Origin of the sequence: Kitasatospora sp. NBC_00039, from assembly GCF_045160625.1 — a bacterium.
Lineage (GTDB): Bacteria > Actinomycetota > Actinomycetes > Streptomycetales > Streptomycetaceae > Kitasatospora.
In genome coordinates this window covers 5,810,763-5,829,718 of record NZ_CP108289.1, presented here as the reverse complement: position 1 = coordinate 5,829,718, position 18,956 = coordinate 5,810,763, and the positions used below count along the sequence as shown (strand labels likewise).

At 70.0% G+C, this 18,956-nt stretch carries 11 protein-coding genes and 3 rRNA genes; 1 reads left to right on the top strand and 13 read right to left on the bottom strand.

Annotated elements, in window-relative coordinates; all coding sequences use genetic code 11:
• Nucleotides 1-28 precede the first annotated feature (28 nt).
• The gene (locus OG286_RS25950; RefSeq protein WP_396325615.1) at nucleotides 29-934 is read left to right on the top strand and encodes a LysR family transcriptional regulator; all 906 of its coding nucleotides are present in this window, start codon (nucleotides 29-31) and stop codon (nucleotides 932-934) included.
• A 24-nt stretch (nucleotides 935-958) separates the two neighbouring features.
• Here OG286_RS25950 and OG286_RS25945 read toward each other — a convergent pair whose 3' ends face one another.
• The 13 genes from OG286_RS25945 to OG286_RS25885 all read right to left on the bottom strand — a co-directional run bounded on the left by OG286_RS25945 (nucleotide 959) and on the right by OG286_RS25885 (nucleotide 18,919).
• Entirely contained in the window at nucleotides 959-1,708 is a 750-nt protein-coding gene (locus OG286_RS25945) for a ZIP family metal transporter (RefSeq protein ID WP_396325628.1), read from the bottom strand.
• 418 nt (nucleotides 1,709-2,126) lie between these two features.
• The gene (locus tag OG286_RS25940) at nucleotides 2,127-3,809 is read right to left on the bottom strand and encodes a restriction endonuclease (protein WP_405365808.1); all 1,683 of its coding nucleotides are present in this window, start codon (nucleotides 3,807-3,809) and stop codon (nucleotides 2,127-2,129) included.
• A gap of 113 nt (nucleotides 3,810-3,922) precedes the next feature.
• Nucleotides 3,923-5,659, bottom strand: a complete 1,737-nt coding sequence (locus OG286_RS25935) for a hypothetical protein (RefSeq protein ID WP_405365807.1) — start codon at nucleotides 5,657-5,659, stop codon at nucleotides 3,923-3,925.
• 194 nt (nucleotides 5,660-5,853) lie between these two features.
• Nucleotides 5,854-6,168, bottom strand: coding sequence for a cupin domain-containing protein (locus tag OG286_RS25930; RefSeq protein WP_396325619.1), 315 nt, complete (start codon nucleotides 6,166-6,168; stop codon nucleotides 5,854-5,856).
• Between the two features lie 157 nt (nucleotides 6,169-6,325).
• Complete coding sequence (locus OG286_RS25925; RefSeq protein ID WP_396325620.1) at nucleotides 6,326-6,982, bottom strand: YigZ family protein; 657 nt, start codon at nucleotides 6,980-6,982, stop codon at nucleotides 6,326-6,328.
• A gap of 92 nt (nucleotides 6,983-7,074) precedes the next feature.
• Nucleotides 7,075-8,364, bottom strand: coding sequence for a DUF6986 family protein (locus OG286_RS25920; protein ID WP_396325621.1), 1,290 nt, complete (start codon nucleotides 8,362-8,364; stop codon nucleotides 7,075-7,077).
• 132 nt (nucleotides 8,365-8,496) lie between these two features.
• Nucleotides 8,497-10,116 carry a DUF2637 domain-containing protein gene (locus OG286_RS25915; RefSeq protein WP_396325622.1) on the bottom strand — a complete coding sequence of 540 codons (1,620 nt, stop codon included), beginning with the start codon at nucleotides 10,114-10,116 and terminating at the stop codon, nucleotides 8,497-8,499.
• A gap of 202 nt (nucleotides 10,117-10,318) precedes the next feature.
• On the bottom strand, nucleotides 10,319-10,984 hold the full coding sequence (locus OG286_RS25910) for a LuxR C-terminal-related transcriptional regulator (RefSeq protein ID WP_396325623.1): 666 nt from the start codon (nucleotides 10,982-10,984) through the stop codon (nucleotides 10,319-10,321).
• On the bottom strand, nucleotides 10,936-12,345 hold the full coding sequence (locus OG286_RS25905) for a sensor histidine kinase (RefSeq protein WP_405359901.1): 1,410 nt from the start codon (nucleotides 12,343-12,345) through the stop codon (nucleotides 10,936-10,938). Before OG286_RS25905 ends, OG286_RS25910 begins: the two co-directional genes overlap by 49 nt.
• 200 nt (nucleotides 12,346-12,545) lie before the next feature.
• Nucleotides 12,546-12,662, bottom strand: a 5S ribosomal RNA gene (rrf, locus tag OG286_RS25900).
• An 85-nt stretch (nucleotides 12,663-12,747) separates the two neighbouring features.
• Nucleotides 12,748-15,869: ribosomal RNA gene (locus OG286_RS25895) — 23S ribosomal RNA — on the bottom strand.
• Nucleotides 15,870-16,150: 281 nt separating this feature from the next.
• A 16S ribosomal RNA gene (locus OG286_RS25890) occupies nucleotides 16,151-17,674 on the bottom strand.
• The 16S, 23S and 5S rRNA genes sit together here, the layout of an rRNA operon.
• A 555-nt stretch (nucleotides 17,675-18,229) precedes the next feature.
• Nucleotides 18,230-18,919 carry a nucleoside/nucleotide kinase family protein gene (locus OG286_RS25885; protein ID WP_405359903.1) on the bottom strand — a complete coding sequence of 230 codons (690 nt, stop codon included), beginning with the start codon at nucleotides 18,917-18,919 and terminating at the stop codon, nucleotides 18,230-18,232.
• Between the last annotated feature and the right edge of the window lie 37 nt (nucleotides 18,920-18,956).

Sequence of the window (18,956 nt, the reverse complement as noted above, 5' to 3'; positions counted from 1 at the left end):
ACTGAATGCCACGCTTTAGCATTGCTGCATGATGGATTTGGGACGCCTGCGGGCGCTGCACGCGGTGGCCGTACACGGTTCGGTCGGCGGGGCGGCGGCCTCGCTCGGGTTCACCCCGTCGGCGGTCTCGCAGCAGATCGCCAAGCTGGAGCGCGAGACCCGCACGGTGCTGCTGGAGCGTCAGGGCCGGGGCGTGGTGCTGACCGACGCCGCGCGCGAGCTGGCCGCCACCGCGCAGGCGGTGCTGGGGCTGGTGGAACAGGCCGAGGTGCGGCTGGAGGAGCAGCGCGGCCAGGCGGTCGGACGGCTGCTGGTGGCCGCCTTCGCCACCGGCGCCCGGGGCCTGATGCCGGGTGCGCTCGCCGACCTGCGCGAGCGCTGCCCCGAACTGGACGTCCGGCTGCTGGAGAGCGACCCGTACCCGGCGGCCGAGCTGGTGGCCCGGGGCGAGGTGGACCTCGCGCTCGTCCAGGACTGGCCGACCGTACCGCTGCCGGTGCAGGAGGGCCTCTCCCGGCTGGAGCTCGGCACGGACCCGGTGGACCTGCTGCTGCCCGCCGCCCACCCGCTGGCCGCACTGCCCGTGGTGCCGGTGGGGCGGCTGAGCGGACTGCGCTGGATCAGCGTGCCGCCCGGCAACATCTGCCACGACTGGCTGGTGAGGACGCTGCGGGAGGCCGGTGAGGAGCCAGAGGTGTGCTACCAGGTCGGCGAGTTCGAGACCCAGATCGCGCTGATCGCGGCCGGGCTGGGCGTCGGCCTGGTACCGCGGCTGGGCCGCAACGCGCTCCCGCCGGAGGTGGTCGCCCGGCCGGTCGTGCCGGAACCCTCCCGCCGGGTGTTCGCGCTCTGGCGCACCCAGGCCTCCCGGCGCCCGGCGATCACCGCGGCGCTGACCGCGATCCGCGCCCGGTGGGCCGCGCTCGGCGGGTGAACGCGCTGCCGGCCGCACGGCCGGTCAGCTCGCGAAGCCGATCACCAGCCACATGAAGCCCACCCCGGCCAGCGTGCAGAGCAGCGTCGTGCGCGAGGGGTGCGGGCTGTGCGCCTCGGGGAGGATGTCGGAGGTCGCCAGATAGAGCAGGAAGCCGGCGAAGAACCCGAGGTAGAGGCCGAGCAGCCGCTCGGGGATGGTGAACAGCAGGGTGATCGCGGCGCCGGTCACCGGTGCGAGCGCGTCCGCCGCCAGCAGGGTCAGCGCCCGCCGCCGGTCGTTGCCGTACAGCCGCGTGATCGTGTACGTGTTGAAGCCGTCGGCGAAGTCGTGCGCGACCACGGCGATGGCGACCACCGTCCCGACGGTGGTACCGGCCTGGAAGGCGGCGCCGATCGCGAAGCCGTCCATCACGCTGTGGCCGACCAGGGCCAGCGCCGCGGTCAGCCCGATGCCCGGCGCCCCGTTGCCGCCGGACATGCGGCCGTGCGCGTGCCCGTGGACGGGCTGGTGGCCGTGGGTGTGTTCGGCGTACTCGCCCTCGTGACCGCGGTGGATGGCCACCGCCCGCTCGACGACGTGAATGGCCAGGAAGCCCGCCGCGAACATCAGCAGGGCCTGCGGCACGCCGTGGACCTCCTCGGGCGCCTGGTGCAGTGCCTCCGGCAGCAGGTCGAAGGCGACCACGCCGAGCATCAGCCCGGCCGCGAAGCCGAGCACCAGATGGCGGCGATCGCCGGTGCGCTGGGCGACGTAGCCGCCGATCAGCGTCATCAGGAACGCCCCGGCGGCGACCAGGATCGCGGTCACCGCATCTCCCCCGTACCGGGCACCCTGCCCACCCTGCCTCCCCCGTCCTGCCCGCCGCCGGGCCGACCGCCGACCGGTGCCGGACGGCCGTGCCGGCGGCCACCGTACAGCGCCACCACCCGGCCGGGCTCCGGCAGGCCGGCACCCGCGCCCACCAGCCTCACGCGCCGCCCGGGCAGCCGCCCGCCGGGCGGGCCGTCAGGGTGAGCGGCGTTCTGCCCTGCTCCTCCGCCGGTTACTCCGCGGGGGAGCCCGCCGGTTCCTCTCCCGCCCGCGACCCGGCGGCCGACGGCTCAGGGGCCTCCGGGTCCGTGGCCTCCGGGTCCGCGGGCTCCGGGTCCGCGGGCTCCGGTTCGGTGGCCGCGCCTCGGTGGCCTGCGCCTCAGTGGCCTGCGGCGAGTGGGAGTCCGAGGTGGGTGCGCGTCAGTTCGCGGACCCCGTCGCCGTCGACCAGATGGATGTGCTGGTGGCCGTCCTCGGCGGTCAGGTCGAGCGCCTCGTCGGTGAACCGCCCGGAGGTAAGCCGCAGGCCGCGTTCGGCGGACTCCTCGCGGACCGCCTCCGCCAGCGTCCTGATCTCCTCCTCCCCCACCGGCTGGGCGCCGCGGGAGGCCCAGACCACCCAGCGCCCGGGCAGCGCGCTGCCGGCCGGCCCCTCGCCGGTGGCGACCAGCCCGGCCGGTCCGCGCAACCGTACGCTCCACTGCGCCAGCCCGCCCCGGGTGAGCAGTTCGCGGACCAGCTGGGCGAACTCGTTCGCCGAGAGGTCCGACGCGGACGGCACGGCGGGCCCCGCCACGGCGGCCGGTTCGACGCCGGCCCGGGCGTACGGGCCGGGGGTGACGGCGGCGCCGAGCTGGCGCAGCCGCACCAGCGCCTCGTCCTGTTCCGCGTCGGCGTAGACGCCCTCGCCGTCGTGCTCCTCGTAGGGGGCGGCCGGCGGCAGCAGCCTGGTGCGGGCCAGGGCGTCGCGGTCGGCGTCCACGCTCACCAGGCAGAGCGGCTCCGCGCCGCCTGGCTCGCGCAGCCAGCCGTTGAGCACGACGCCGGCCAGTATCTCGTCGGTGTCGACGGCGTCGGCGGCCTGGAGGGCGCGCAGCGCCAGCCGGGCGACCAGCCGCAGGTAGTCGGTGGCCCGGTCGGCGGGCGGGCGCGGCACCGGGATGATCTCGCCGTCCGTGCCGAGCCGGTAGCCCGTCAGCGAGGGAACCAGGTCGAGCGCGGGCAGGTCGAGGTCGAGGACGGCGGTGCGGGTGAGCGGGCGGAACACCGCCCGGCAGGGGGCCGGCAGGTCCTGGGTGGCCGTCTCGGCGGCGGCCAGGGCGCGCTCCAGCAGCGACTCGACGGCAGCCGGCTCGGCGAGCCGGTAGGCCCGGCGGCACTCCTCCAGACTGTCGTTGTACTCCCGCACCGCGCGCGCCCGGGCCTGCTCGGCCTGCTCGTGGGCCCGCCTGGACTCGTCCGCGGCCGGGCTGCCGGCCTCGGCCTGCCGGGTGCGCCACTCCCGCAGGGCGCGCTGGTGGGTGAGCCGGGCCCGGGCCAGCTCGCGCTGGTAGCCGGAGTCCAGCAGGCGCCGGGACCGGCTCTCGTCGGGGGCGGCGGCGGGTGGCTCGGCGGGCGCGTAGTCCTCCCAGCGCGGCTCGGCCGCCACGGCTGCCGGTGCCGGGCCGTCGGCCGGGTAGGGCCGCGGCTCGTACCGGCGCAGCTGGCTCTCGAAGTCCATGGCCGAGACGGGCAGCGCGGCCCGGCGCAGCAGGTCGGCCAGCCGCTTGTGCTCGGCCTGGACGGTGACCGTGCGGTGGTGCGTCAGCGCGGCGGCCCGGGCGTGCGCGGCGACGGCCTCGTCCCCTCCGGCGCCGGACGGGGAGGCGGACGACGCGTCATCCGGTGGGCCGGCCGAGGCGCCGTTGGGCGGCCCGGCCTGCGTCGGCGGGCCCGGCGGACCGTCCGGTCCGTCGGGCCCGTCGGGCACGTCCACGCCGAGGTCCCGGAAGACCGAGGCCAGGAAGCCGGGTTGGGGGGCCATGACCGTGCCGTCGGAGTGGCCGTCTGCTGAGTACTGCATCGGTGGTCGTTCCCCCATACTCGTCCGGCGCCTGCCCGGGCCGGCCGGCGACCCCGCGGCCCACCCCTGCCGGCCATTGTCCACCGAACGGGCGCACCGGTCAGCCAAGCCTCTCAGTTGGTCCGGGTGTTGGTCAGGTGCAGGCCGATGTAGCCGACATAGATCCGGCCGCTGCCGGAGCAGTCGTCGAGGTAGTGCAGCCTCGGCGCCGTGCGCCCGCCGCCGATCCGCAGGTGCGCGCCCATGAACGCGCGCCGGGAGGCGTCCACACACTCCGGCACCGGCAGCATCCGCTCGCGCTTCCACTTGGTGTGGCTGAAGACCGTCCGGGACTCCCCGCGGACCGCCTTGCGGGGCGGGAAGCGGTGGCAGCCGGCCGGGGTCCGCTCGCACCACTGCTTGAAGTCGCCGCCGGCCTCGCCGCGAACGGCCGCCTCGGCGTACTCCTGAAGGGCCGTCAGGCCGTCCCAGGTGAGCCGGGCCCAGCCGGCTCCGGAGCACTGCAGTTCGTCCAGGGCGAGCGCGGCCTTCTGGTCCCCCGTGAAGGTGAGCAGCGGGAACTCTCCCAGCCTGGCCATCACTTCGGTGAAGGTGCCGGGCGCTCCGGCTGCACCCGGCGCGCCGGAGCGGCGGCCGGGCCGGCCGGGTGCGGCCGGGCCGCCGGGGCCCGCGCAGAGGCGGCCGGTCAGGGCGCGCACCTGGGCGGCGCCGCGGCGGCGCTCCCGGCGCAGGCTGTGCCGGGCCCGCTCCAGCTCGTCGGCCCTGGCCTGCTGCTCGGCCCGGTCCAGCTGCTCCTCGTGAGCGAGGGCCGCGGCGTCGTCCGGACCGGTGCCCGCGCGGGGTGCGGGCGGGGGGACCCGCAGCACGGGGACGGCGGCCAGCGGCAGGGGCAGCGGCTGTTCGGCGGCGAGCCGGCGGGGCTCGCGGGCCAGCAGGCCGGCCGCCCGGCGGAGGTCCTCCTCGATCCGGCGGCGGGCCAGCACGGGGTGGCGGGCTCCGTCGTGCCGGGAGGCCGGGTCGACCTCGGGCAGGTAGGTGCGCACCGCCCCGCCGTACACGGTGTGGTACTCCAGCGCGACGTTGAACTCCGTGCGGGCGCCCGGGTCCAGCACGTAGGCGGTGGCGAGGCCGGGCAGCTGTCCGCAGAGCGGGCGGACGACCTCGGCGACCCATGCGTCGAGCCCGCGGTCGGCCGGCACGCTGGCCACCACGGTGGGCAGCCGGCGCTCCGGGTCACAGAGCTCGTCGATGAGGGCGTCGACGTCGCCGGCGGCCAGAACCCGCGGCGCGAGCTGGACGGCTGCGGGGCCGTCGGCGGCGTCGAGCAGTGGCAGCAGGGTGCGGGCCAGCTCGGGCACCGGCACCCGGCAGGGCGTCCGCACGCCGCTGCCGGTGGTGTGCGTCTCGGCCTCCAGCCGGACCCAGGTGGGGCCCTCGACCCCGGTCGCTATCGTCAGAGTGAGCTGGTGGGTACCGTGCGGGGCCGGGGTGCGCAGCCGGCGGCGGTCGTAGCGGCCGGTGCCGGGGCCGCCGCGGAGCAGGCCTCCGTCGCGGTCGAGCAGGACCCGGCCGCCCAGCCGCAGGCGCTCGGTGGGGGCCGTGGGGGGATCGGCCGCGAGGTCGGGCCCGGGGGCGGGCCTGCCGGGATCGTGGCCGGGGGGCTCGCGGAGCACCCGCGGGGGCTCGTCGCAGCCCTCCTGTTTCAGCCAGTCGCCGAGGCGCTGGTCGGCCAGGGCGACGGCGTCGGCGTGCGGGAGAGCGGTGGTGACGGTCATCCGGTAGGGCGTCGCGGGGCCTCTCGGGCCGGGCAGATCGGCACGGGCGGGCGACGGGGAGCGGTCTGAGGTCATGCGCATACCTCCGTGGTGCGGTGGTGGGGTCTCTCGTCCTCCATCGATGGGTGGTTCGTCCGGTTCGGCCGGATCCTTGCCCAGGAAACGCCACAAGCCGGAGTGGAAGTTCCAACTCCGGGTCACGTCAATACGTTCGAGTGAATCTGCTCAAGCCGCCCGCCGCCGCGGGCCGTCATCTGCTGCGGCCACGCTCAGCCGTCGTCACGCCCGGCGCCGCTGCGACTCCACTCCGGCGCCGCCACCGGGACCGCCAGCGGGCAGCCGTCCGGGATGTCGTAGCCGGCGATCAGGACGACGGGGACGCTCCCGTGGTTGCGGCCGACGTGGACGTGGACCGGTCCCGCCTCCTCGACCAGCGAGTCCCCGGCACGGCTGACCTCGACCCGGCCGTCGTGCAGCGTCCGGGTCAGCGTCCCGGAGAGCACCACCACGTCTACCCGGCCCGGATGGTAGTGCCAGCCGGTACTGGCGCCCGGGGGCAGCGTGATGGTCTGGACGACGGGCATCTCGACTCGGCCTCCTGGTCGGCGGTGCGCCCAGGCTAGGCAGGCCCGCCGGGCCCCGAAACCGGCCGGACCCGGACTGTCCGAAAGTCTGTCCGAAAGCCGTGCGCGCGGATCCGCGGTCGAGGGAGGGCCCGGAGGCCCGGCGCGGGGACCGGCCTCAGACCGGCACCTCGACGTACGTCCGCCCCGCCGCCACCGCAACCGCGGTACCGCCGGTCGCCTCGGCCAGCCAGGTGTGGAACGCGGCCACGTCCGGCTCCGGGACCCCGACCTCGATCCGCACCCCGGTGGCCTCGTACGCGAGGTCGCTCACCGTGTACCCGGCCGCCCGCAGGTCGTTCTCCACCCGCCCGGCGCGGGTGTGGTCCGCCGTCACCGCGAGCAGTGCCACCGGCCGCCGCTCCAGCAGCCCGACCGCGTCCACCGCCTCCGACACCGCGTTCCCGTACGCCCGCACCAGGCCGCCGGCGCCGAGCTTGATCCCGCCGAAGTACCTGGTCACCACGGCCACCGTGTCGGTCAGCCCGCGCCGGCGCAGCACCTCCAGCATGGGCACCCCGGCGGTGCCGCCGGGCTCCCCGTCGTCGCTGGAGCGCTCGCGCCGCTGCTCGTCGCCGACCACGAAGGCGGTGCAGTTGTGCCGGGCGTCCCAGTACTGCTTGCGGATGCCCGCGATGAACGCCTGCGCCTCGTCCTCGTCGGTGACCCGGGCGAGGTGGCAGATGAAGCGGGACTTCTTGATCTCGGTCTCGTGGCTGCCCGCGCACCGGATGGTGAGGTACTGCCTGGGGGTCGGCTCCGGCGTGGCGGACATGGCGCGGTGGTTCTCCCGGGGGACGAGGGCGGCACAGGGGCCGGCGGGGGCTCCGGAGTGGCCCCCGGCGGCCCCGCCAGCCTAACCCTCGGTCAGCGCCCGGCCAGCGCGTCCAGCTGTGCGCGGTCCAGGCCGGTCAGCGAGGTGACCTCGGCGAGGTGGACCGCTCCGCAGTCCAGCCCGCGCAGCACGTAGCCGCTGAGCGCCCGGGCGGTCGCCGGCTCGTCCATCACGTCGCCGCCCGCCTTGGCGACGTACGCGGCCAGCCGGGCGGCGGCAGCCTCCAGGCCCTCGCGGTAGAAGGAGTAGACGGCGACGTACCGGGTCGGCAGGTGCGCCGGGTGCATGTCCCAGCCCTGGTAGTAGGCGCGGGCCAGCGAGCGGCGGACCAGGTCGTGGTGGAGCTTCCAGGCGGCGTGCACCTGCTCGGTGGAGCCGGTCGGGACGACGTTGGTCGAGCCGTCGGAGAGCCGGACGCCCGTCCCGGCGGCGGCCACCTGCATGACCGCCTTCGCGTGGTCGGCGACCGGGTGGTCCATGCTCTGGTAGGCGGCGCTGACCCCGCACGAGGCGCTGTAGTCGAAGGTCCCGTAGTGCAGGCCGGTCGCCCGGCCCTCGGCGGCCTCGATCATCCGGGAGACGGTGGCCCGGCCGTCGGGGCCGAGGATCGCCTGGGTGGTCTCGATCTGGATCTCGAAGCCGATCCGGCCGGCCGGCAGACCGGCCGAACGCTCGAAGTCCTCCAGCAGCCGGACCAGCGCGGTGACCTGCTCGGCGTAGGTGACCTTGGGCAGGGTGAGCACCAGGCCCTCGGGCAGGCCGCCGTTGGCCAGCAGGGTGGCGAGGAACAGCTCCAGGGTGCGGATGCCGCGGTCCCGGACGGCCGCCTCCATGCACTTGATCCGGATGCCGATGTACGGCGGGGCGCTGCCGTCCGCCGCCGCGGCGGCGACCAGCTCGGCGGCCCGGACGGCGGCCGCGTCCTCCTCGGCGTCGGGCCGCGGGCCGTAGCCGTCCTCGAAGTCGATCCGCAGGTCCTCGACCGGCTCCCGCTCCAGCTTGGCCCGGACCCGGGCGTGCACGTCGGCGAGCAGCGCGTCGTCGGCCACGCCGAGCGCGCGGGCCAGCTCGGCCGTGGTGCCGGCGTGGGTGTCGAAGGCCTCCAGGGCCTGGCGGCCCCAGTTGCGGACGGTGTCGGCACCGAAGGCGTCGGCCGGGACGTAGACGGTGTGCACCGGCTGCCGGGTGCCCGAGTCGCCCGGGTATCGGCGGGCCAGGTCGGCGTCGACCGGGGCGAGCAGCGCGTCCACGGCGGCGCGCGCCTCGCCGGAGAACGAGGCTCCGCCCGCCGGCCCGGTACCGTCCAGCTCGACCTGCGACATCCGCACTCCTCCGCGCCTCGCCGGTCCAGGACGGACCGATGCTTCAACAGTTTGTTGAGGCGAAGGTAACCCCGCCGCGGTCGGGCGTCAATGGCCGACCGAGCGATGGACGGGCAGGTCGCGGCCGGTCGGTCAGTCCCTCCCGGCGGCGGCGTAGCGGTCGCGCAGCTCGGGGAAGAGCTCGGCGACGTCCTTCGGGTGCACCGAGCCGTCCGGGCGGGTGCCGGCCACGCCGTACTCCTTGGTCAGCCAGTCGGCCAGGCGCTGCGGATCGGGCTGGTGGTCGAAGGTGTCGATGTAGCTGACCAGCGCCTCGTAGCAGAGCTCCGGGTCGAGCCGGGACGGCACCGGACGCGCGGCCGTGTCCTCCTGGTGGGCGGACTCGGCCGGCTCCTGGGCGCTGCCCGCCTGCTGCGCGAACTCGGCGGCCTGCTGGTACTCGGCGGCCTGGGAGTACTCCGCCTCCTGCTGGTACTCGCCGTCCTGGGCCGGCTCGGGCTCCTGCAGGACGGCCTGCGCGGCCGGCCGCGCCGCGGACCGGGCGGCAACCGGCTGGGCGGCCGGGCCCGTCGGCTGCGGAGCGGGCTGCGCGGCCGACGGTCCGTCCGGCTGCGGACCGGTCGGACGCGGCGGCTTGAACCACGGCGACGCCTGCCCGGGGACCCGGCCGCCGGGCGAGCCGTCACCCTGCGGACCGGTGGTACGGACCGGGCGCTCGGTCCAGACGTTCAGCTCCTCCCGGGGCTGCGGCGGAGCCTGCTGCTCCGCGCCGGCCGGCTCCTGCGCCGCCCGCAGCCGCACCGCGGCCAGCTTGGCGAGCATCGGCGCTGCCACCTCGGCCGGCACCGGCGCCACGGCCGACGCGCCGGCCTCGGGCTGCTGGGCCTGGGGCTGGGACTGTTCCACCTGAGGCTGCTGGAGCTGCTGGGCCTGCGCAGCCTGCCGAACCGGGGACTGCTGCGCCGAGGGCTGGAGCTGGGACTGCGGCTGCGGCTGCGCGGCCTCGGCGGTGGCGGCCGGCGGAATCGCGGCGGCCGCCGTCCGGTCGGCCCGCAGCTCCTTGGCCTCGCGGGCCTCGTCGTCCAGCCGGTCCAGCACCGCCGGGTCCAGCGGCACCCCGTACTTGGCCAGCTTCAGCGGCAGCAGCGCCTGGATCGGCGCCGAGCGGCGCCAGCCACGCCCGTACCGGAAGCGCAGCTGCGCCCGGTAGACCAGCCGGTTCTGCTCCAGCCGGACCACCTCGTCATAGGAGCGCAGCTCCCACAGCTTCATCCGCCGCCAGAGCCGGAAGGTCGGCACCGGGGAGAGCAGCCAGCGCATCACCCGGACCGACTCCATGTGCCGGTCGGCCGTGATCGCGGCGATCCGGCCGACGGCGTGCCGGGAGGCCTCGACGACGACCACGAAGAGCACCGGGATCACCGCGTGCATGCCCATCCCGAGCGGGTCGCCCCAGGAGGCGGCCGCGTTGAACGCGATGGTGGCGACGGTCAGCAGCCAGGCCGTCTGCCGCAGCAGCGGGAACGGGATCCGCAGCCAGGTCAGGACCAGGTCCAGCGCGAGCAGGACGACGATGCCCGCGTCCACGCCGATCGGGAAGGCGTAGGAGAAGGCGCCGAATCCTTTCTCCGAAGCCAGCTCCCGCACGGCGTTGTACGACCCCGCGAAGCCGATCCCCGAGATGAGGCAGGCTCCTGCCGCGACCAGCCCGAGCAAGCCACGATGGGCCTTGGTGAGCGATGGGCGTGCCATTACGTCTATCAACCCCTGCATGTCGGCTGCGGCCGTACGCTGCCCCGGCGTGCCGGTTCCCGCTTGTCGGGGCACCGGACGGCTGAGCGACCTCCGGGCTCGGCCCACCGGAGTTTACTCGTACACCTGTATCAGCGTTCCCGCAGCCCAGGGTGTCACTGCCTGCCCGCACCGGGGCCCGCGGCCGTGACCGGTCGGACCGTCAGCCGGCCCGCTCCACCGTGCCGTTGAGGTAGGCGAGCACGGCCAGCACCCGGCGGTTCGCGTCGTCCGCAGGGGCGAGTGCGAGCTTGGTGAAGATGTTGGCGATGTGCTTGGCCACCGCACCGTCGCTCACCACCAACCGGGCCGCGATAGCCGAGTTCGAGCAGCCCTCCGCCATCAGTTCCAGCACCTCCCGCTCGCGCGGCGACAGCCGCTGGAGCGGACCCGGGCGGCGCGCGGTGCTCTGCATCAGCTTGGCGATCACGTCCGGGTCCATCGCCGTCCCGCCGCCGGCCACCCGGCGGACCGCGTCGATGAACTGCTCGGCGTTGAACACCCGGTCCTTCAGCAGGTAGCCGACCCCGCCCGTCCCGTCCGCCAGCAGCTCCCGCGCGTACAACTGCTGCACGTGCTGCGACAGCACCAGGACCGGCAGGCCCGGGATCTCCCGTCGTGCCTGGAGCGCGGCCTGCAGCCCCTCGTCGGTGAGCGTCGGCGGCAGCCGCACGTCCACCACCGCGACGTCCGGACGGTGCGTCAGCAAGGCGTCCAGCAGGTCCGGACCGGTCTCGACCGCCGCCGCGATCGTGAAGCCGTGTGCTTCCAGCAGTCGGATCAGGCCTTCTCGAAGGAGGTAGAGGTCCTCGGCGAGGACAACTCGCACGGCAGCTCCAAGGTGATGGTGGTCGGACCGCCCGACGTGCTGTCGATGGCGAGGACACCGTCGAAGGTACCCAATCGACGCTCGATCCCGCGCAGGCCGGTACCCCTCGTCGGATCGGCCACGCCCACACCGTCGTCCGTCACCGTGACCCGCAGCATCCCGGCCCGGTACAGGATGTCCACCCAGACCTGCTCCGCGCCCGAGTGCTTCGCCGCGTTGGCCAGCAGCTCACAGATGCTGAAGTAGACGGCCGCCTCCACCGGCGCCGGCGGGCGGTCCGGCAGGCTCACGCACACCTCGGTCGGCAACGCGCTGTCCAACGCCAGCGCCCGGACGGCGTCGCCCAGCCCGCGCTCGGCGAGCACCGGGGGGTGAATGCCGCGGACCAGGTCGCGCAGCTCCTGCAAGGCCCGGGCCGAGGACTGCCGCGCCTCCGAGAGAAGCTCGCGCGCCGCTACCGGGTCGGTGTCCATCAGGTGCTCGATCGTGCCCAGCGTCATCCCGATCGCCACCAGTCGCGCCTGCGCACCGTCGTGCAAGTCCCGCTCGATCCGGCGGAGTTCGGCCGCCTGGTTGCCGACCGCGTCCGCCCGGGTCTCGGTCAGCTCCGCCACCCGCTTGGTCAGCTGCGCGCGCGAGGCCAGGCCGTCCCGGTCCAGCACCCGGCGCGCCAGCTCGGCGTACCCGCGCACCGCGAACGGCGCGACCAGCACACCGAGGGCCAGCAGCGCCAGCCCGAAGACGGCCGAGAGCAGAACGGAGGAACCACCGAACTCCATCGGGACGGGAGCCCGGGTCTCCAGCAGCGCCGCAACCGCGTAGGCCGCACCGCCCACCAGCAGACAGACCACCGGCGCCGCCAGCGCGAACGCCGCCACCGGGCTGACCACCAGCCAGGCGATCTCCGACCGCGTCGTCGTGTCCCGCGCCGCCCAGTGCAGCAGCTGCGCGAGCCGGGCGACGGAGCGGGACCGGTGGTACGAGTACCCCGTCCACCAGTGCCCGCGCTCGTCCGACTCCAGCACCGGCCGGGGCGCGTACTCGGCCGGCAGCCGAACCCCGTACCAGCGGACGAGCTGCGCACGCGTACGGTCGGCGACCCGGCGGACGAAGAGGCCGGCGGCCGCGAGGCCCGCACCGGCGCCCGCCACCAGGGCGATCAGGTCCCCTGGGTAGTAGGAGTGCAGGACCGAGGAGACCGCGCCACCGGTGAACAGCGTCACCAGCAGCGGCAGGGCCACCGCCGGGACGGCACCCAGCGCCAGCAGCGACAGCCGTGCCAGCCCGCGCACGCCCGACACGAAGGCCGCTTCGGCCTGGTCGCGCATGCTCGCGCCGCTCGTTCGACTCGCTGTTGTCACGGATGCTCCTGAGGCCGGTCCCGATCGTCCTGGTTCAGTGTTCCTGAGGCGGGCTGCAGGGGCACTGGCTGTCACACCCCATTTCCGGGGTGGACCTAGCACCACCCCGGTGGACCGGCGTGCGCCAAAAGCCATCGGGGCAGGCATAAACGCAAAGAACCCCCACCCGGATCCCGGGTGGGGGTTCTTTGTGAATGATTGTTCGGCGGCGTCCTACTCTCCCACAGGGTCCCCCCTGCAGTACCATCGGCGCTGTGAGGCTTAGCTTCCGGGTTCGGAATGTAACCGGGCGTTTCCCTCACGCTATGACCACCGAAACACTATGAAACTGTCGGCCGCACCCATACCGTGACCAGGCATGGGGGTCGTTGTTTCAGAACAACACAGTGGACGCGAGCAACTGAGGACAAGCCCTCGGCCTATTAGTACCGGTCAACTCCACCCCTCACAGGGCTTCCATATCCGGCCTATCAACCCAGTCGTCTACTGGGAGCCTTACCCTCTCAAGGAGGTGGGAGTGCTCATCTCGAAGCAGGCTTCCCGCTTAGATGCTTTCAGCGGTTATCCCTCCCGAACGTAGCCAACCAGCCATGCCCTTGGCAGGACAACTGGCACACCAGAGGTTCGTCCGTCCCGGTCCTCTCGTACTAGGGACAGCCCTTCTCAACACTCCTACGCGCACAGCGGATAGGGACCGAACTGTCTCACGACGTTCTAAACCCAGCTCGCGTACCGCTTTAATGGGCGAACAGCCCAACCCTTGGGACCTACTCCAGCCCCAGGATGCGACGAGCCGACATCGAGGTGCCAAACCATCCCGTCGATATGGACTCTTGGGGAAGATCAGCCTGTTATCCCCGGGGTACCTTTTATCCGTTGAGCGACGGCGCTTCCACAAGCCACCGCCGGATCACTAGTCCCTACTTTCGTACCTGCTCGACCCGTCAGTCTCACAGTCAAGCTCCCTTGTGCACTTACACTCAACACCTGATTGCCAACCAGGCTGAGGGAACCTTTGGGCGCCTCCGTTACCCTTTAGGAGGCAACCGCCCCAGTTAAACTACCCACCAGACACTGTCCCTGATCCGGATCACGGACCCAGGTTAGACATCCAGCACGACCAGAGTGGTATTTCAACGACGACTCCACAACAACTGGCGTTGCTGCTTCAAAGTCTCCCACCTATCCTACACAAGCCGAACCGAACACCAATATCAAGCTATAGTAAAGGTCCCGGGGTCTTTCCGTCCTGCTGCGCGAAACGAGCATCTTTACTCGTAATGCAATTTCACCGGGCCTATGGTTGAGACAGTCGAGAAGTCGTTACGCCATTCGTGCAGGTCGGAACTTACCCGACAAGGAATTTCGCTACCTTAGGATGGTTATAGTTACCACCGCCGTTTACTGGCGCTTAAGTTCTCAGCTTCGCCTGGACGAATCCAAGCTAACCGGTCCCCTTAACGTTCCAGCACCGGGCAGGCGTCAGTCCGTATACATCGCCTTACGGCTTCGCACGGACCTGTGTTTTTAGTAAACAGTCGCTTCTCGCTGGTCTCTGCGGCCACCCCCAGCTCTGGCAGCAAGTGCCGTCACCAGGAATGGCCCCCCTTCTCCCGAAGTTACGGGGGCATTTTGCCGAGTTCCTTAACCATAGTTCACCCGAACGCCTCGGTATTCTCTACCTGACCACCTGAGTCGGTTTGGGGTACGGGCCGCCATGAAACTCGCTAGAGGCTTTTCTCGACAGCATAGGATCATCCACTTCACCACAATCGGCTCGGCATCAGGTCTCAGACTATGTGAACGGCGGATTTGCCTACCGTTCGTCCTACACCCTTACCCCGGGACAACCACCGCCCGGGCTGGACTACCTTCCTGCGTCACCCCATCGCTCACCTACTGCAGACTTGGTCCGGCGGCTCCACCACGTCCCTTTGTCCGAAGACTCCGGGCCGGCTTCGCGGCCTTAGCATCACCTGGTTCAGCGTTGGCGCTTCAAAGCGGGTACGGGAATATCAACCCGTTGTCCATCGACTACGCCTGTCGGCCTCGCCTTAGGTCCCGACTTACCCTGGGCAGATCAGCTTGACCCAGGAACCCTTGGTCAATCGGCGCAAGAGTTTCTCACTCTTGTATCGCTACTCATGCCTGCATTCTCACTCGTGTACCGTCCACGACTGGTTTCCACCGCCGCTTCACCCGGCACACGACGCTCCCCTACCCATCACAGCCCCCGTTGGGGGTATTGCTGCAATGACACGACTTCGGTGATGTGCTTGAGCCCCGCTACATTGTCGGCGCGGAATCACTTGACCAGTGAGCTATTACGCACTCTTTCAAGGGTGGCTGCTTCTAAGCCAACCTCCTGGTTGTCTCTGCGACTCCACATCCTTTCCCACTTAGCACACGCTTAGGGACCTTAGTCGGTGTTCTGGGCTGTTTCCCTCTCGACCATGGAGCTTATCCCCCACAGTCTCACTGCCACGCTCTCACTTACCGGCATTCGGAGTTTGGCTAAGGTCAGTAACCCGGTGAGGCCCATCGCCTATCCAGTGCTCTACCTCCGGCAAGAAACACGTGACGCTGCACCTAAATGCATTTCGGGGAGAACCAGCTATCACGGAGTTTGATTGGCCTTTCACCCCTAACCACAGGTCATCCCCCAGGTTTTCAACCCTGGTGGGTTCGGTCCTCCACGAAGTCTTACCTCCGCTTCAACCTGCCCATGGCTAGATCACTCCGCTTCGGGTCTTGGGCGTGCAACTCAAACGCCCTATTCGGACTCGCTTTCGCTACGGCTACCCCACACGGGTTAACCTCGCTACACACCGCAAACTCGCAGGCTCATTCTTCAAAAGGCACGCAGTCACGAGACACACAGCAAGCTGCATGTCCGACGCTCCCACGGCTTGTAGGCACACGGTTTCAGGTACTATTTCACTCCGCTCCCGCGGTACTTTTCACCATTCCCTCACGGTACTATCCGCTATCGGTCACCAGGGAATATTTAGGCTTAGCGGGTGGTCCCGCCAGATTCACACGGGATTTCTCGGGCCCCGTGCTACTTGGGAGTTTCTCAAACGAGCCGCACAGATTTCGTCTACGGGGGTCTTACCCTCTACGCCGGACCTTTCGCATGTCCTTCGACTATCCATACGGTTTCTGACTCGCCGACCGGCCGGCAGACCGGTCAAGAAAAATCCCACGACCCCCAAGTGGCAACCCCTGCCGGGTCTCACACCACCTGGGTTTAGCCTCATCCGGTTTCGCTCGCCACTACTCCCGGAATCACGGTTGTTTTCTCTTCCTGCGGGTACTGAGATGTTTCACTTCCCCGCGTTCCCTCCACATACCCTATGTGTTCAGGTATGGGTGACAGCCCATGACGACTGCCGGGTTTCCCCATTCGGAAACCCCCGGATCAAAGCCTGGTTGACGGCTCCCCGGGGACTATCGTGGCCTCCCACGTCCTTCATCGGTTCCTGGTGCCAAGGCATCCACCGTGCGCCCTTAAAAACTTGGCCACAGATGCTCGCGTCCACTGTGCAGTTCTCAAACAACGACCAGTCACCCACCCCCAAGACCCGAACGGATCTCTTCAGTGGGACCGGCATCTCTGAAGCAACAGCCATACGGCCGTTCCCTCAGGACCCAACAACGTGCCCGACACAAGTCAATCGCAAGCCCGTCTTCCACGCCCGGAGGCAGTACTAACAGGTGCTCTTCACTCGTGCCGAATAGTCAACGTTCCACCCATGAGCAACCGTGCAGAACATTCGCCTGCAAGCGGCATATTGCTCCTTAGAAAGGAGGTGATCCAGCCGCACCTTCCGGTACGGCTACCTTGTTACGACTTCGTCCCAATCGCTGGTCCCACCTTCGACGGCTCCTCCCCTTACGGGTTAGGCCACCGGCTTCGGGTGTTACCGACTTTCGTGACGTGACGGGCGGTGTGTACAAGGCCCGGGAACGTATTCACCGCAGCATGCTGATCTGCGATTACTAGCAACTCCAACTTCATGGGGTCGAGTTGCAGACCCCAATCCGAACTGAGGCCGGCTTTTTGGGATTCGCTCCGCCTCGCGGCATCGCAGCCCTTTGTACCGACCATTGTAGCACGTGTGCAGCCCAAGACATAAGGGGCATGATGATTTGACGTCGTCCCCACCTTCCTCCGAGTTGACCCCGGCAGTCTCCTGTGAGTCCCCATCACCCCGAAAGGCATGCTGGCAACACAGAACAAGGGTTGCGCTCGTTGCGGGACTTAACCCAACATCTCACGACACGAGCTGACGACAACCATGCACCACCTGTATACCGACCACAAGGGGGCGACTATCTCTAGCCGTTTCCGGTATATGTCAAGCCTTGGTAAGGTTCTTCGCGTTGCGTCGAATTAAGCCACATGCTCCGCTGCTTGTGCGGGCCCCCGTCAATTCCTTTGAGTTTTAGCCTTGCGGCCGTACTCCCCAGGCGGGGAACTTAATGCGTTAGCTGCGGCACCGACGACGTGGAATGTCGCCAACACCTAGTTCCCAACGTTTACGGCGTGGACTACCAGGGTATCTAATCCTGTTCGCTCCCCACGCTTTCGCTCCTCAGCGTCAGTAATGGCCCAGAGATCCGCCTTCGCCACCGGTGTTCCTCCTGATATCTGCGCATTTCACCGCTACACCAGGAATTCCGATCTCCCCTACCACACTCTAGCCTGCCCGTATCGAATGCAGACCCGGGGTTAAGCCCCGGGCTTTCACATCCGACGCGACAGGCCGCCTACGAGCTCTTTACGCCCAATAATTCCGGACAACGCTCGCACCCTACGTATTACCGCGGCTGCTGGCACGTAGTTAGCCGGTGCTTCTTCTGCAGGTACCGTCACTTGCGCTTCTTCCCTGCTGAAAGAGGTTTACAACCCGAAGGCCGTCATCCCTCACGCGGCGTCGCTGCATCAGGCTTTCGCCCATTGTGCAATATTCCCCACTGCTGCCTCCCGTAGGAGTCTGGGCCGTGTCTCAGTCCCAGTGTGGCCGGTCGCCCTCTCAGGCCGGCTACCCGTCGTCGCCTTGGTAGGCCATTACCCCACCAACAAGCTGATAGGCCGCGGGCTCATCCTGCACCGCCGGAGCTTTACACCCAGGACCATGCGGTCCCAGGTCATATCCGGTATTAGACCCCGTTTCCAGGGCTTGTCCCAGAGTGCAGGGCAGATTGCCCACGTGTTACTCACCCGTTCGCCACTGATCCACCCCGAAGGGCTTCACCGTTCGACTTGCATGTGTTAAGCACGCCGCCAGCGTTCGTCCTGAGCCAGGATCAAACTCTCCGTGAATGTCTGCTCGTCAGTGCTCAATTAAGAGCGCGAGCCGCACTCGCGTCGAGCGGCACGGCAACCACCGGAATAGGGTGATCCCGCGCACTGCGTCCTCGCTAGTGTTTTACTTCAAAAGGAATCTCCAACCCCGGAACAAGTCCGAGGCCGGGGATGTCAACATATCTGGCGTTGACTTTTGGCACGCTGTTGAGTTCTCAAGGAACGGACACTTCCTTCGGACCGCCTTCCAGCGGGCCCTCCGGGCGCTTCGTTCTTTCGTGTTTCCAGCTTACCAGACGTTTTCCGCTCCGTTTCCGGCGCTTCATTCATCCAACTCGCTGGTGTCTTACGCGGCTTGACGCCCCGTCCGACGTTCCAAACTCTAGCCCACCCCCGCCTCGAAAGGCGAATCCGGCCGCAATCCATATAAACGGGCACGCCGAATAAGACCCGAGCCACGTCGCCGAAAACGGCAATACGCGACCCAGCCCGAACCGGGAAGTGGTGTCTCTAGGGATTGGCCGCCCCGGGACCGTCCGCGCCGATGCGTGTCCGGTGCTCCCTGCCGAGCGACTAGAGAACACTACGCCCATCTGGGGCGGGAGGCAAACCGTTGGCCCGGACGATCCGGGTGCAGAGCGAGCGGCCGGCCTTCACGTACTCGCCGTTGGGGTGATCGTTGGTGGTGACCCAGTGCCGGGCCGCGGCCTCGTCGCGGCCGCCGGCGAGGTGGCGGCGGATCAGGCGCTCCTCGCGCACGGCGTCGTCGGCGTCCACGTACCAGAGCTCGCGCAGCAGGCGGCGGGCGTCCGGCCAGGGGTGTTCGGCGGCGGCGAGGTAGTTGCCCTCGGTGATGACGAGCCGGGCGTGCGGGGGGACGACGTGACTGGCGGCGACGGGTTCGTCGAGCTCGCGGTCGAAGTCGGGGACGTAGATGTCCTGGAAACGGTCCGACGCGACCCGGCGCAGCAGGGCGACGTAGCCGTGGGTGTCGAACGTGGCGGGTGCGCCCTTGCGGTGGCCCAGGCCCACGCGGTCGAGCTGGGCGGCGGAGAGGTGGAAGCCGTCGAGCGGGAGGTAGGCGGCGCTGCCGGGGCCTTCACGGCGTTCGACCTCGGCCACCAGGTGCCGGGCAAGGGTGGACTTGCCGGCCCCGGGCGGGCCGGCAAGTCCGAGGATGGTGCGGGCGTTGCTGCCGGGGCCCCGAAGGAGACCGAGGGCGAGCGCCGCGAGATCGGAGGCGGTGAGGGTGTCCTCGTTCATGCGCGCACCCTACTGAGAAGGAGTGCCCTCCTGACCG